Origin of the sequence: Streptococcus suis (assembly GCF_002960445.1) — a bacterium.
Classification (GTDB): domain Bacteria; phylum Bacillota; class Bacilli; order Lactobacillales; family Streptococcaceae; genus Streptococcus; species Streptococcus hyiners.
The window spans coordinates 178,814-193,497 of sequence record NZ_POJD01000142.1 but is presented as its reverse complement, the minus strand read 5'-3'; the positions used below and the strand labels follow the sequence as shown (position 1 = coordinate 193,497).

The following is a 14,684-nucleotide window of genomic DNA, read 5'->3' as shown; positions in this document are numbered from 1 at the left end:
CCTTTTGGGAAGAAGTTGAAAGATAGTATTTTCGCCTTCTTCCTTTTATTTTTTCCCAATTCTCCCTTGAACTGTGATATAATAAGCATAGTATTGTTTATAGGAGAAATTAGACATGGAAATCATTCGCGAAAAAGAATTTGTCAATCAGTATCACTTTGATGCCCGCAATCATGCTTGGGAAAAGGAAAATGGGGTTCCAGAAACGAAATTAAATGTTGATTTCCAACTACTTGAACGCAATGAAGAAGAAAATAAAACATCAATGATTACTATTTTGCGTTTCATCATTGTTTTGAACCATTTTGTTATTTCTGGTGCTATGAGCCAAGCCGTTCATCTTCAGGGTCGTTACGTCAATGAACCGACAGAATTTACAGAGGAAGAAAAACGGACATTAGTTGAGCCACTATTGGATATGTTGAAACGCATGACCTATGATGTTACAGAAATTGCTTTTGATGCACCAGGTGTAAATTTGGAGTTTTAATATGAAATTAGCAGTTATTACGGACTCATCGGCTGTTTTAGGGATAGAACGCGAGGACTTGTTTGTCTTAAATATTCCAGTCAACATTGATGGCGTCAATTATATCGAAGGTCAAAATTTGACCGTTGAGGAATTTTATCAAAAAATGGCCTCATCAAAGGATTTACCAAAGACCAGCCAACCAAGTTTGATGGAGTTGGACGACATTTTGACAAGTTTGAAAGAAAAAGGCTATACGCACGCGCTAGGCTTGTTCTTATCGTCAGGTATTTCCGGTTTTTACCAAAATATCCAGTATCTGGCAGAAGAATATGAAGGCCTGACGGTTGCCTTCCCAGATACAAAAATAACTTCAGCACCTTTAGGTATGATGGTTGAAAATGTACTCAAATGGGCCGATGAAGGTCAGAGCTTTGAAGAAATTATTGGCAAATTGAACCAAGAAATTGGCCAGACTACAGCCTTCATCATGGTTGATGACCTTAATCACCTAGTAAAAGGTGGTCGCCTGTCTAATGGTGCAGCCTTGTTAGGTAATCTCTTGAGTATCAAGCCAATTTTATACTTCACAGGTGAAGGTAAGATTGAAGTTTATGAAAAAGTTCGGACTGAGAAAAAGGCGATCAAGCGCTTGTTAGAAATTCTTCAAGAACAAACGAAAAATGGTCACTACCAAATTGCCATCATTCATGCCAACGCGCCTGAAAAAGCTGAAAACTTTAAACAACAGTTAGAAGAAGCAGGAGTGGGTAGTGATTTGCCAATTGTATCATTTGGTTCAGTTATCGGTACACATTTGGGAGAAGGGGCAGTGGCCTTTGGTATTTCTCCCATCATTGAATAGGAGTTTGCATGACAATTAAGGTAATTATTGCAGGATTCAAAGGCAAAATGGGCTCAACGGCTGTTGAGATGGTCAAGGGTGACGCAGAACTTCGTTTGGCTGCCTTGGTAGATCCATTTGCGACAGAAACAGAAATAGATGGTGTTCCTGTTTTCAAGTCAAAAGAAGAAGTGGCTGGCCTAGACGCTCATGTCTGGGTGGATTTTACAACGCCAAAATTTGCCTATGAAAACACTCGTTTTGCCTTGGAAAACGGTTTTGCTCCTGTGGTTGGAACAACGGGCTTCACCCCTGAGGAAATTGAAGAATTGACTGCCTTGTCTGCTGAGAAGGGCTTGGGAGGCTTGATTGCTCCTAACTTTGCTATTGGCGCTATCTTGCTCATGCAATTTGCAGCACAGGCAGCCAAGTATTTCCCAAATCTTGAAATCATCGAACTGCACCATGACAAGAAGAAGGATGCACCGAGTGGTACGGCTGTCAAAACGGCCGAACTCATTTCCCAAGTCCGTCAGTCACAAGTTCAAGGGGTAGCAGATGAAGAAGAACTGATTGCTGGTGCTCGCGGTGCAGCATTTGACGGTTTCCGTATCCACTCAGTACGCTTGCCAGGTCTTGTTGCCCATCAGGAAGTGATTTTTGGGGCACAGGGTGAGGGCTTGACCATTCGTCATGACTCTTACGATCGTATTTCCTTTATGGGCGGTGTCAACCTCGGCATTAAAGAGGTGGTTAAACGCTCACAACTTGTATATGGTTTGGAACACTTATTATGAAATTAAACAATCTGCCTTCTGAGTTTCAGGAGGCTTTGCCGATTTTAGAGAAAATTAAAGCTGCAGGTTTCGAGGCCTATTTTGTTGGCGGTTCAGTGCGGGATGCCATTTTGGGCAGACCTATTCATGATGTCGACATTGCCACTTCCAGCTACCCTCAGGAAACGAAACAAATCTTTTCACGGACTATTGATGTCGGAATTGAACACGGTACGGTGCTAGTATTAGAGGGGAAAAAGGAGTATGAAATCACGACTTTTCGGACAGAGGAAGAGTATGTAGACTATCGTCGTCCCAGTCAGGTTTCTTTTGTGCGTTCCTTGGAAGAGGATCTCAAACGTCGCGACTTCACGGTTAATGCCTTTGCCCTTGATGAAGAGGCTCAAATCGTGGACCTCTTTGATGGGCTGACTGACTTAGAAAACCGCACTCTGCGTGCTGTTGGTATTCCATCGGAACGTTTCAACGAGGATGCCCTCCGTATCATGCGAGGTTTTCGTTTTGCTGCGACCTTGGACTTTGAGATTGAGCCGACGACCTTCACAGCTATGGTGGAAACTGCACCGCTTTTGGAAAAAATCTCGGTGGAACGTAGCTTTATCGAGTTTGATAAACTCTTGATGGCGGATTTTTGGCGAAAAGGCTTGCGTGCTCTGATTGATTCCAAGGCCTACAATTTCTTGCCTGACCTAGCAGACAAGGGTGAAAAGCTTGAAAGTATGCTGACCAATCTGGCAGAAGATTTCCAATTTTCAACTTCTGAACAAGCTTGGGGTCTGCTCTTTGTCTGCCTAGGTATTGATAACATCAAATCCTTCCTGAAAAAATGGAAAACCAGCAATGATTTCCAACGTAGCGTGGTCAAGTTGGTAGAGATTTATCAGCTCCGCCAAGCAGGTCCAGTCACCAAGCAAATCTGTTTCAAGTATGGCAAAGACTTCTTGTACTTGGTAGAGGAACTCCGTCAGGCACAAGGTTTTGTTACTGATTTTGAAGCAATTGACCAAATTGATCAAGCATTGACCATCCACGACAAGCATGAAATTGTTGTCAATGGTGGTCATCTGATGAAGGCATTTGGCCTCAAACCTGGTCCTGTCTTGGGCAATTTGCTCAAAGAGGTAGAATTTCAGATTGTGGAAGGACAGCTAGAAAACGAAGAGCAAGCGATTAAGACATTTGTAAAAGGGAGATTAGACAATGAGTGATTTTATCGTTGAACACCTGACCAAGTCTGTCGGTGATAAGACGGTTTTTGCAGACTTTTCGTTTATTATTCACCAAAGCGACCGTATCGGGATTATTGGGGTCAATGGTACTGGAAAGACTACGCTCCTGGATGTCCTCTCTGGTCGAATTGGCTTTGATGGTGATGTGTCCCCTTTCCAGACGAAGAATGCCTACAAAATTTCTTACCTAACCCAAGAGCCTGAATTTGATGAAAGCCAAACTGTCTTAGATACTGTTCTGTCTTCGGATTTACGGGAAACCCAGTTAATCCGTGAATATGAACGGCTCTTGTCAAACTATGATGAAAGCAGTCAAGCCAGACTAGAAAAGGTTATGGCAGAAATGGATGCTCTCAATGCTTGGGAGATTGAAAGCCAGGTCAAGACCGTTCTGTCCAAACTTGGCTTAACAGAGCTTAACAAGACCGTTGCCGAATTGTCAGGCGGTCTGCGCAGACGAGTGCAATTGGCTCAAGTCCTCCTTGGCAATGCTGACTTGCTCTTACTAGATGAACCGACTAACCACCTGGATATTGATACTATTGAGTGGTTGACCACTTTCTTGAAAAATACCAAGAAATCTGTCCTCTTTATCACCCACGATCGCTATTTCTTGGACAATGTGGCAACACGGATTTTTGAATTGGACCGCGCTAGCTTGACCGAATATCAGGGCAATTACCAGGACTATGTTCGCTTGAAGGCAGAGCAGGACGAGCGAGATGCCGCCCTTCGTCACAAGAAGGAACAACTCTACAAACAAGAGTTGGCCTGGATGCGTCGCCAACCTCAAGCCCGTGCTACCAAGCAACAGGCTCGTATCAATCGTTTTCATGATTTGAAAGGCGACTTGGCCCACAAGGTTGACGATAGCGAACTGGAAATCAATTTTGAAACCTCTCGTATCGGTAAAAAAGTTATCAACTTTGAAAATGTCAGCTTTTCCTATCCAAACAAGCCAATTTTATCTAATTTTAACTTGCTCATTCAAAACAAGGATCGTATTGGCATTGTTGGTGATAACGGAAAAGGAAAATCAACCTTACTCAATCTAATCGCAGGTGATTTGCAGGCAGACAGCGGTAAGGTAGATATTGGGGAAACCATCCGTATCGGTTATTTTTCTCAGACCATCAAGGGCTTGGACGAAAGCAAGCGGGTCATCAATTTCTTGCAGGAAGTGGCAGAAGAGGCAAAGACAACATCTGGTATGGTTTCAATTGCTGAACTCTTAGAACAATTCCTCTTTCCTCGCAATACCCACGGTACACTGATTGAAAAGTTATCAGGCGGGGAGAAGAAGCGGCTTTACTTGCTGAAAATTCTTTTACAAAGGCCAAATGTTCTCTTGCTGGACGAACCGACTAACGATTTGGACATAGCGACATTGACAGTCTTGGAACATTTCTTACAGGGCTTTGCTGGTCCGGTCATTACCGTCAGTCACGACCGTTATTTCTTGGACAAGGTGGCTAACAAAATCTTGGCCTTTGAAGACGACGGCATTCAGATCTTCTTTGGCAACTACACTGACTATCTGGATGAGAAGGCCTTTCTGGCTTCCAGCTCTGCCATTTCCTTGGAAAAACCAAAGGAGAAATCCGAGAAAGTAAAAGAAACCAAGAAGCGGATGTCTTACTTTGAGAAGCAGGAATGGGCGACCATCGAAGAGGATATTGCTGGCTTGGAGGAGCGGATTGCGGAAATCGAGGCGGAAATGCTGACCTGTGGTAGTGATTTTACAAAATTATCCGATTTGCAGAAGGAATTGGATGAGAAAAACGATCTGCTCTTGGAAAAATACGAGCGCTATGAGTATTTGAGCGAACTGGAGGGCTAGATGAAAGTTCTTGTCATGTCTTATATGGTCATCTATCTCTTGGTGACCTTGGGTGCAGCCCTCTATAGCTATTTTATGACCAAAAAAATGAATGCTTTGCGCTTAATCTTGACGGTTTTATCCATGCTCTTGCTAGCTGTTTCACTCTATTTTTACAGTCAGGCCTATCACGATGTACAAATGGTGGGCTTTGCTCTGGGATTTACCTTTATTTCTACTCTTTTTCTCTATAATGGAACTAAGGAAGGTAGCAATTTTACAACTGTCATGCTCTTTTCCATTGGTCGCTTTATTTTGCATATTCAATTTTTGATTTTGCTCTATCTCTTTCGATAGAGCAATTTTTTTATCCGTACAAATTTATGAAAAGGCTTTACGCAAACCTTTGCGTTGTGGTATAATAAAGGAAATATACACGCAAGGAGAACATTATGGCAAAAAAAATTATTGGTATTGACTTAGGTGGTACATCAGTTAAGTTGGCGATTTTGACAACGGATGGTGAGATTCAAGAAAAATGGTCTATCAAGACCAATATTTTGGATGAGGGAAGTCACATTGTTCCTGATATTATTGACAGTATCAAGCAGCGATTTGAAACCCATGGTTTGACAAAAGATGATTTCTTAGGTGTCGGCATGGGCTCACCTGGTGTCGTCGATAGTGAAGCTGGTACGGTTATTGGAGCCTATAACCTAAACTGGAAGACCTTGCAGCTGGTCAAAGAACAGTTTGAAACTGCGCTCGGTTTACCATTCTTTATCGACAACGATGCCAATGTAGCTGCCCTTGGTGAGCAGTGGGTTGGTGCTGGGAACAACAATCCTAACGTTGTCTTTATGACCCTTGGAACTGGTGTTGGTGGTGGTGTTATCGCTGCTGGCAACCTCATTCGTGGTGTCAAAGGTGCGGGTGGTGAGTTAGGACACATCACAGTTGATTTTGAAGCTCCGTTTGCTTGTACCTGTGGTAAAAAAGGTTGCTTGGAAACTGTGGCTTCTGCGACAGGTATTGTCAACCTCAGCCGTCGCTATGCTGATCAATACGCTGGAGATGCTAAGCTTAAACAGATGATTGATGATGGTCAGGATGTGACGGCTAAAGATGTCTTTGACTTAGCAAAAGAAGGAGATGACCTAGCACTCATTGTCTACCGTCACTTCTCAGAATATCTCGGTGTGGCTTGTGCCAATATTGCGGCTGTGCTCAATCCAGCCTACATTGTTCTGGGTGGCGGTGTGTCTGCAGCAGGTGAGTTCCTGTTGGACGGTGTTCGCAAGGTCTTTGCTGAAAATAGTTTCCCACAAATCAAGGAAAGCACGCAGATTGTCTTGGCAACTCGTGGCAATGATGCTGGTGTCCTTGGTGCCGCATCACTGGTTTTGAAATAATGACTGAAGCAGGGGGAACTCTGCTTTTTTAGCGTTTTCTTTATCATTGTAAATCAACTACGTAGATGGTTTTGGTTAGGTTATGCGATAAGCAGTAAGAACTGAACATTCAAAAAAAATCTTTTAATATCACTTGAAAAAATCTGAAATATGTAATAAAATGACTATGTAAGTACTGTCTATTTATAGTAACTGACATGATATCATATTAGGAGAAAAATTTATGGAAAAAAAACATAAGTATGGATTTCGAAAACATAAGGCTGTCAAAGGACTTGGAGTGGCACTACTAGGTACAGTTGGCGTCCTTGCAGGTTCATCATTGGTTTCTGCGAATGAGACTACTAATTCTGCAGTAGTGCAAACGAATCGCACGGTAGATGCCACGATTAGTAGAGTAAATTTCAATGATTTAACAGTGGAGCAAAAGGCACGAATTAAATCAGGTAATATTGATGAACAGCTTTCTTGGATCAATCCAGAGACAGGGAATTTTGAGTGGATTACTGGTTTTGTTGCCGTATATAAACCTTCTGGTAGTTGCCAAGTTGTTCCAGTGGATCCTGAGCCGATACAACCAATCCTACCAACCCTACCATCATTAGTTCCACAAATCCCAGTAGTTCCTGGCACGCCACAAGTTCCACAAATCCCAGTTGTTCCTGGTACACCTCAAGTTGAACCACAAGTTCCAGTAGCTCCTGTAGTAACAGTCACACCAAAAGCGGAAACACCTTCAACTGTTGCTCAGACAGTATCGAGGATAACTGGTATTCCTGCGAAATCTGTACAGTCTATTTTGCCAAAAACAGGCTCTGCTAGCTCAAAAACTATTGCTATTGCAGGGTTGGGTATGTTGACATTTGGTGGTTACTTATTGTTTAAGAACCGTAAAACAGGCAAACATGTAGCTATTGCTCTATTGGTTGCAGGAAGTATCGGAGTTTCTACACCGGTTCTCGCCAATTCATCAACCTTCCTTGATTTGGTTGAAAATGTCAAACTGCAATTAAATGCTCGCTTTACTCATACACCTGCAACAGATACTTGTTGGGAATATGTTGGCTATTATCCAGAAATCGCATCTGTACCTGCAGAAACACCTACAAGCCCTAACACTCTACCTTCAGCTGATTTGACAACTGAGACACAGGAGAATAAGGGCAAGGTTACAGTTCACTATGTTGACGAAGAGGGCAATACAATAGCTGCTTCTAAAGAATTGGTAAATGCTGTTGTTTCTACTACTTATCGTACTAAAGTGACTGTAAACGGTGTAGAGGAAATTAAAGAAAATACTGTACCAAATGATCTTGACTATAATGCTGCTGCCCTGAAAGTAAATACCATTGAATCCAACGGTGACACATATGAGTTTGTAGCTGTTAAAGGAAATGAAACTGGCAAAGTAGTAGCTGGCGAGACAGAAGTTACTTATGTTTACCGTAAGGTTGCTCAACCAGTTGTCACTCGTGAAGAGCTTGATCCAATCCAAGAAACCGGTAAGGTTACTGTTCATTATGTCGATGAGGCTGGTAATAAACTTGCAGATTCTAAGGAATTGGTAAATGCAGTTCTTTCTACAACCTTCCGTACCAAGGTAACCACCGACGGTGTCGAAGAAATTAAAGAAAATAAAGTAGTCAGCGATGCAACCTATAATGCAGCAGCAGTTAAGGCAACTGTCTTGGAGTACAATGGTGACACATATGAGTTTGTGGCTGTTAAAGGAAATGAAACTGGCCAAGTAGTAGCTGGTGAGACAGAAGTTACTTATGTTTACCGTAAGGTTGCTCAACCGGTTGTCACTCGTGAAGAGCTTGATCCAATCCAAGAAACCGGTAAGGTTACTGTTCATTATGTCGATGAGGCTGGTAATAAACTTGCAGATTCTAAGGAATTGGTAAGTGCTGTTATTTCTACAACCTTCCGTACTAAGGTAACCACTGACGGTGTCGAAGAAATTAAAGAAAATAAAGTAGTCAGCGATGCAACCTATAATGCAGCAGCAGTCAAGGCAGCTGTCTTGGAGTACAATGGCGACACATATGAGTTTGTGGCTGTTGAAGGAAATGAAACTGGTAAAGTTGTTGCTGGCGACACAACAGTAAGCTATGTTTACCGTAAGGTTGCTCAACCTGTAGTAATTCGCAAAGTTCTTGATCCAGTACAAGAAACAGGTACAGTAAATGTGCACTTTGTAGATGAAGAAGGTACACCAATTGCTCCATCTAAAGAATTGCTTAGCGGTGCTGTAAACATTATTTCTCGTACCAGCATTACTACTGATGGGGTCGAGGAAATTCAGACGACAACGACTCCGACTGGTGTAACCTATAATGCGGATAGTATTAGACAGGATGCAATTACCTTTAACAACAATAATTATGCATTCAAAGGTTTAGCTGAAAATTCTGCTCCAAGCCAAGGTACTTTGAAGGTTGGCACAACCGATGTAACATTTGTTTATCAACTTAAAAACAATACTCGAACTGAAACAGAAGAAGTTACAGAAACTAAAGGGTCAGTTATTGTTCGCTACCAAGACGAAGCAGGGAATACACTGAAACCAGAAGTTTCGTTAGTAACTGATCGAGTTGTGACTAGGACGACTGTCAATAGAACTTATATCGATGGTGTACCAACTGATAGAGATACAAAAGTAGAAAATATTGGTGGTATTTACAATGCTGCTACTGTTAAGGAAGAACGAATCACAACAAATGATGGAGTTTATGTTCTAGCAGGAATTGACGGGGCTGAAGTTGAATCAGTTACAGAAGGTACAACTTATGTAACCTATATCTATCGTAAACTTGAGGCTTCTACTAAAGAAATTCGAGGAACAGTGATTACGCGTTATGTCAATGAAGTGACGGGTGAGGAAATTGTTCCATCTACTAAGGTTGTAGATAACCAACTTGTTGCAACAGTGGAAACCACTGCAATCAAGGGAGCAGATGGCTCTATTGTGGACACTAAGACTGTTACCACACCTACCTATTTGTTGTACAATACTACACTTGATAAAGCAGCAAAAGATAAAGTAATTGCTGGCATGCTTACTTCTCCAGTTGAATTTTTGGATACTACTACGGGTGCTACAGGGCAAATTGTAAATAACACAATTGTTAAAGGTACAAAAACATTTGTTGCATACGTTGCAAAATCTGATGCGCCTGCAATGAATCAAAATATTGATTATAGAGAGCAAGCAATTGCTCGTGGTTTCGACCCAGCTACAGAAGTAGAACGATTTAACGGAACAAGACAAGATAAAGTGGGGGAAAATTATTACGAGACTCGATATTATTCCTACACCTATACAAAAGAAATCACAGAGGAAGCACCAAAAGTTCCTTATATCTTTAGCCATGTAGATGTTGTAGAGGTTGGACATGTAAAAGAAGGGGAGACAATTATAACCTACTATTACAAACCAGCAAGTCTGTCTGTGACACCGACTGTTGAATATGATTCAATCGGTCTTACTCAGTCTACAGTTGCGGCCTAGATTTTCAATTTTGGCAAATTTGTAGTTTTCAAAAGGATCTTGTTTTATCGCTAGATCCTTTTGATTATTCTTTTAAAGTAATAGGAGAAAAAGGTGACGGTTTATACATTACGCTACTGGCTAACGGATAAGTCCTTTGGCTACGAGACCTCTCAAGTATTTCGACAAAATGTTCTAAATGATTTAGGTATCGCAAATAAACTTCTTGTACCAAATCCTTATTCTGCTCCCTATTGGCGCGAACAAATGCGCCATATCGGTTTCAACCCTGACCAGGTTGTAATTCTGCCTCACCTTTATTCTGATATTGATGTTGAGATTTTCAACTATAGTCTCCAAGACTTTGAAGAAGATTTGCAGGCTAAAGGGATTTCATGGGAGAGTAAAAAAGAAATCGGCTCTAATGAGATAATCTATACAACAGATACTGGCTATTTCAATGTTAGCTTGACTTCCTCAAGGTTTGTTAGCATTATTATTGAACGTAGCCTCTCCTTGGTTCATATTGCTACAACTACTGTTCATGAACGACCGTTTTATATTAGTTATGCTGATGGCCGTTTTGAGTATCTGAATAGGTCGGGAGAAACGACCCTTAGGGGACTGATTGGTAAGGATATCTGTAATTATTATTGGAAAGATTGTCTCATTACTCCGGACGACCTCTTCCTTCATTACCTGATTAAGAACCTCAATCCTGACGAGGATATTGTTTTGAATGACCAGCTTCAAGCTGCTTCACAAAAAATAAAAGACTATTGTAAATCTGTAGGTGCTCGGTATAGAGATGTGCTACATTATAACCATGTAGAGGCTGTTAATAGCCGAGAAACCTACACAACTGTCCTGGATAGGGAAATATATGTAGCGAGTCCATACATCATTCCAAACTTAGCTGAAGAGGGAGTTACAGCTACATTTTTACCACCAACTGCGGTAAACATTACTCCAATACTTCCAATAGGCTTGTCTACCAATAAGCTACTCCTTGTTGGAAACTTCAGTAAAGGTAAACGAATAGCTATGGCTGTAGAAGCTATGCGATTTCTACCAGAGTTAGAGCTTCACATTTACGGAGGTCTATTCGAAGAAATCCAAGCTTTTAAAGAAGAGAATGTTATCCCCGAGAATGTCATATTTAAGGGGTTTGTCCCAAGTGTAACTATCCAACGTAATCAATACGTAGGCTATCTTTCTTGTTCAAAAACAGAAATGTTTGCCAACGCCATGGTAGAGTGTCTTGGTCAAGGACTGATTCCTATCCTTTCCAGGGTTGATTATGGCCATAATCAAGTCTTAGAAGAGTTAGGTATCTATCAACAATGTGGTTTTGATAGTGTAGAAGATCTTGTCAAGGTCTTGAAAAATCTAGCAAATTTACCTTTAGAAGATCGGCAGGAATTGTCTAAGACGATTCTTGACTATGCTAACAAATTTAGCTATTCAGAGGCACGCAAGCAGTATAAGCTTGCTCTAGGTTATAACTAGGTTCATGAAAGCAGGGCATTCCCCTGCTTTTTCGGGCTCTTTGTCAACTGTAGTGGGTAGATGAAAAGCTAACACCTAGAGAGGACGAAATTCGTTCTCTCTTTCTTTATGTTCAAAGCAATCAAAATGCGTTTTTTAAAATTTTCAAAGTTCCTGAAACCAAAGGCATTTCTCTTAATGACTTTGATGAGATTATTGGTAGCTTCCAGTTTGGCGTTTGAATAAGGCAATTCTAGTGCATTCAAAACCTTGTCTTTATCCTTTAGAAATGTCTTAAATACCGTCTGGAAAATAGAATTAACAGTGGCTATTTCTTGTTCAATTAGGTCAAAGAAATGGTCTGAGTTCTTCTCTTGGAAATGAAATAAGAGAAGCTGATAGAGTTCATAGTGCTGTCGTAGTTCCTCGGAGAAAGACAGGAGTTTTTCTAGGATTTCCTTGTTAGTCAAATGCATTCGAAACATAGGGCGATAAAATCGTTTATCGCTGAGTTTACGACTATCCTGTTGAATCAATTTCCAGTAGCGTTTCAAGGCTCTGTATTCCTGCGATGTTCTGTCGAATTGATTCATAATTTGAATACGAATACGGTTCATAGCACGACTAAGGTGTTGAACAATATGAAAGCGGTCGAGTACAATTTTTGCATTCGGAAAAAGCTGTTTAGCAAGTTGATAATAGGGACTAAACATATCCATGGTAATCACTTTGACCCGATTTCTAACCTTTCTAGGATAGCGTAGAAAGTGGTTTCGGATGGTTGCTTGAGTTCTTCCGTCGAGAATGGTGATGACATTTAGGGAGTCGAAATCTTGAGCGATGAAGCTCATTTTCCCCTTCTTGAAGGCATACTCGTCCCAGCTCATCATCTCAGGTAAGGTATTCCAATCTGTTTTAAACTTGAACTCATTGAGCTTTCTCAGAACTGACGATGTTGAAATTGATAGCCTGTGTGCAATATGTGTCATTGCTTGATTTTCGATGAGTAATTGGGCGATTTTCTGGTTAACCGCGACAGAGATTTGGTGGTTCTTCTTGACAAGAGGAGTTTCAGCAACCGCTATTTTTCCGCAATCTTTACACTTGAAGCGACGCTTTCTAAGTCGGATAAGTAAGGGATAGCCAGCTGTTTCTAGGTAGGGGATCTTAGAGGCTTTCTGGAAATCGTATTTTGTCATTTGTCCCTTGCAGGAAGGGCATTTAGGGGCTGTGTAATCCAAGTGACCGTGGAGTTCTAAGTGAGTTCCCATATCATATTCATCAGTGATAACAATATTTTTGTCTTTAATTCTGAGAAGATTTGTGATAAGATTTAGTTGTTCCATATGAACCCTTTCTAATGTGAGTTTCGTCGCTTTTCATTATAGGGCATATGGGACTTTTTTCTATACTCAAAAAGGCTCCATAATCTCTACAGTGGATTTACCCACTACAGAAATTATAGAGCCCTTTTTCGATTCCGCCGTCACAGTTTCTCTATATACATATATTGAAAAAACGGTAAAAAAGTGTACAATGAAAGTGTAAAGAGAAAGGGGTGTCGGTTTATGAAACAAGTAAACATATCTAAACTGATTGATTATCTAACTATCGTTGGTCTGTTGATTTTGCTATCTGCCTTTTTCCTTGATAACTGGATTCGTGACTGGTTTTTCCCGTCTAGTTGGGGCTCTGTAGCGACCATGATGATTTTGCCAATATTTGGGGCGCTCATTCTCATCTTGTCAATCTATTACAAAAAACTTTGGACGGGTATCATCAGTATTCTATTGATCATTTCCTTTCCTTTGTTCTTTGGCTTGGGCTATGTTCTCTTCGGTCCATAGAAGGAGTTATTTATGAATATGACCCTATTAAGACGGCTAAATATTGTCCTCTATAGCATTACTGCTTTTCTCATTGCTATGCTATTTTTACCAATAGGCCAGTGGTTTGGTATTTTAAATGTGAATTTTAAGCTGACATTTTTCATCATTCCATTTTTCGGACTAGCCAGCTTACCAACGGCAATTTATACGAAAAATGTTCGTCAGATATTGTTGAGTGTCACCTTAGTTGCTTTGTATTTTATACTGTTCAGTCTAGTAACTGCCCTATCTGGTTTATTCCAACTTGATTTCTTTTCAATTTTTTTCAAATGAGAACTCCGGTGCAAAACTGGAGTTTTTTGCTAGAATTTGCTATACTAAAACCATGACTAAAGCAGATAATATTTTTAAAGAGAACATTCGTAAGATTATGGAAGAGGGCGTTTTTTCAGAAAATGCTCGTCCACGTTACAAGGATGGAAACGTTGCTAATTCTAAGTATATTACTGGTGCCTTTGCTGAGTATGATTTGGCCAAGGGGGAGTTTCCTATTACCACACTAAGACCAATTCCGATTAAATCAGCTATTAAGGAAATTCTCTGGATTTACCAAGACCAGACCAATGACCTGTCTGTCTTGCAGGAAAAATACGGCGTTCAATATTGGAATGACTGGGAAGTAGATGGAACAGGGACCATCGGTGAACGCTATGGTGCAATTGTTAAAAAACATGACATCATTTCCAAAATCCTCAAGCAATTGGAAGAAAATCCCTGGAACCGTCGCAATGTGATTTCTTTGTGGGATTACGAGGCCTTCGACCAATCCGCAGGTCTTTTGCCATGCGCCTTCCAGACCATGTTTGATGTTCGCCGAGTGGACGGAGAGATTTATCTTGATGCAACCCTCACTCAGCGCTCCAATGATATGTTAGTGGCTCACCATATCAACGCCATGCAGTATGTCGCTCTTCAAATGATGATTGCCAAGCATTTTGGCTGGAAGGTTGGGAAGTTTTTCTATTTCATCAACAACCTTCATATCTATGACAATCAGTTTGAACAGGCTGAAGAATTGCTCCGTCGTACACCTTCAGAAATCGAGCCACGTTTGGTCCTCAATGTTCCAGATGGTACCAATTTCTTTGATATTAAGGCAGAAGATTTTGAGTTGGTGGATTACAATCCAGTTAAACCGCAACTTAAGTTTGACTTGGCGATTTAACTGGATTAGCAGTGAAGAACTTAGTTCTTTTACCTCGCTTCTTTAATTATAAGCTCGGGCTGAAACAGTTCCCCGAACT

General features: G+C 41.0%; 13 protein-coding genes. 12 read left to right on the top strand and 1 reads right to left on the bottom strand.

Going from position 1 to position 14,684, the window contains the following annotated elements; genetic code table 11:
• The first annotated feature begins 115 nt into the window (after positions 1–115).
• The 9 genes from C1G53_RS04780 (at position 116) to C1G53_RS04740 (ending at position 11,572) form a co-directional block, all read left to right on the top strand.
• Positions 116–490: a DUF1149 family protein gene (locus C1G53_RS04780; RefSeq protein WP_105117059.1), complete on the top strand. Its 375-nt coding sequence runs from the start codon at positions 116–118 to the stop codon at positions 488–490.
• A 1-nt stretch (position 491) separates the two neighbouring features.
• A complete protein-coding gene (locus C1G53_RS04775; RefSeq protein ID WP_105117876.1) occupies positions 492–1,334 on the top strand; it encodes a DegV family protein in 843 nt (280 codons plus the stop codon).
• An 8-nt stretch (positions 1,335–1,342) separates the two neighbouring features.
• Positions 1,343–2,110: a 4-hydroxy-tetrahydrodipicolinate reductase gene (gene dapB / locus C1G53_RS04770; RefSeq protein ID WP_105117875.1), complete on the top strand. Its 768-nt coding sequence runs from the start codon at positions 1,343–1,345 to the stop codon at positions 2,108–2,110.
• Positions 2,107–3,318, top strand: a complete 1,212-nt coding sequence (locus tag C1G53_RS04765; protein WP_105117874.1) for a CCA tRNA nucleotidyltransferase — start codon at positions 2,107–2,109, stop codon at positions 3,316–3,318. Before dapB ends, C1G53_RS04765 begins: the two co-directional genes overlap by 4 nt.
• Entirely contained in the window at positions 3,311–5,179 is a 1,869-nt protein-coding gene (locus C1G53_RS04760) for an ABC-F family ATP-binding cassette domain-containing protein (RefSeq protein WP_105117873.1), read from the top strand. The genes C1G53_RS04765 and C1G53_RS04760 overlap by 8 nt, the downstream gene beginning before the upstream one ends.
• The gene (locus C1G53_RS04755) at positions 5,180–5,515 is read left to right on the top strand and encodes a hypothetical protein (protein ID WP_105117054.1); all 336 of its coding nucleotides are present in this window, start codon (positions 5,180–5,182) and stop codon (positions 5,513–5,515) included.
• 95 nt (positions 5,516–5,610) lie between these two features.
• Positions 5,611–6,570, top strand: a complete 960-nt coding sequence (locus tag C1G53_RS04750) for an ROK family glucokinase (protein WP_105117872.1) — start codon at positions 5,611–5,613, stop codon at positions 6,568–6,570.
• Positions 6,571–6,793: 223 nt separating this feature from the next.
• The gene (locus C1G53_RS04745) at positions 6,794–10,084 is read left to right on the top strand and encodes an LPXTG cell wall anchor domain-containing protein (protein ID WP_105117871.1); all 3,291 of its coding nucleotides are present in this window, start codon (positions 6,794–6,796) and stop codon (positions 10,082–10,084) included.
• A 93-nt stretch (positions 10,085–10,177) separates the two neighbouring features.
• Complete coding sequence (locus C1G53_RS04740) at positions 10,178–11,572, top strand: glycosyltransferase (RefSeq protein WP_105117870.1); 1,395 nt, start codon at positions 10,178–10,180, stop codon at positions 11,570–11,572.
• A gap of 68 nt (positions 11,573–11,640) precedes the next feature.
• On the opposite strand, the gene C1G53_RS04735 is transcribed toward C1G53_RS04740, so the two are convergent.
• Positions 11,641–12,897: an ISL3 family transposase gene (locus tag C1G53_RS04735; RefSeq protein WP_105114567.1), complete on the bottom strand. Its 1,257-nt coding sequence runs from the start codon at positions 12,895–12,897 to the stop codon at positions 11,641–11,643.
• 222 nt (positions 12,898–13,119) lie between these two features.
• Here C1G53_RS04735 and C1G53_RS04730 point away from each other — a divergent pair, with 222 nt between their 5' ends.
• From C1G53_RS04730 to C1G53_RS04720, 3 genes are read left to right on the top strand one after another with little or no spacing between them, the layout of a single operon-like run.
• The gene (locus C1G53_RS04730; RefSeq protein WP_105117869.1) at positions 13,120–13,398 is read left to right on the top strand and encodes a hypothetical protein; all 279 of its coding nucleotides are present in this window, start codon (positions 13,120–13,122) and stop codon (positions 13,396–13,398) included.
• A 12-nt stretch (positions 13,399–13,410) separates the two neighbouring features.
• A complete protein-coding gene (locus C1G53_RS04725; RefSeq protein WP_105117868.1) occupies positions 13,411–13,713 on the top strand; it encodes a hypothetical protein in 303 nt (100 codons plus the stop codon).
• A 52-nt stretch (positions 13,714–13,765) separates the two neighbouring features.
• Entirely contained in the window at positions 13,766–14,605 is an 840-nt protein-coding gene (locus C1G53_RS04720; protein WP_105117867.1) for a thymidylate synthase, read from the top strand.
• Positions 14,606–14,684: the final 79 nt, after the last annotated feature.